This window comes from Aminobacter sp. P4_D5 (assembly GCF_056401815.1).
Map to the genome: position 1 here is coordinate 1 of NZ_JBFUIP010001126.1, position 574 is coordinate 574.

Consider the following 574-nt stretch of genomic DNA (forward strand, 5'->3'; position numbering starts at 1 on the left):
CCTCCTCCTCGTGCAGGCGATCGTCGGGGATGAGGATGCTGATGTGCCGACCCACGGCCTCGGCCGCCGTGAAGCCGAAGAGCCGTTCGGCACTGGCATTCCAGCTGGAGATGACGCCCTCCAGAGACTTGCTGAGGATGGCGTCGTCCGAGCTCTCGACGATGGCGGCGAGCCGGGCATTGGCCTCCTGCACCTGGCGCGCCGCCTCCACCCCGCCGCGCGCGGCCTCGATCAGCCGGGTATTGTCGATGGCGATGGCCGCATGGGCCGCGATGGCCGCAACCGTCTGCTCGGCTTCCTCGTCGAAGACGCCCGGCTCGTCGTGAGCGATGAAGATGCCGCCCAGCACCTCGCCCGTGCGCGAGATGACGGGCACGGCCAGATAGCTCACCACCGGCAGGTGGCCCTTGGGCATGCCGAAATAGGGCTCGTTCTTCCCGAAGCGCGGATCCTGCCGGATGTCGTCGGCGCGGAGGATGCCGGTTCCGTCGAAGGTCGGCGCGAAGATCTCGGTGTTGCGCGGCATCGGGAAATTCTCGAAGGCCGAGCGTGGGGCGCCGGACAGCGTATAGAG

General features: G+C 68.1%; 1 protein-coding gene. It reads right to left on the reverse strand.

Annotation, left to right across the window (positions count from 1 at the left end; translation table 11 throughout):
- On the reverse strand, positions 1 to 526 hold a 526-nt coding region (locus tag AC1DWF_RS37040; RefSeq protein ID WP_476843407.1), incomplete at its 3' end, for a PAS domain S-box protein.
- Positions 527 to 574: the final 48 nt, after the last annotated feature.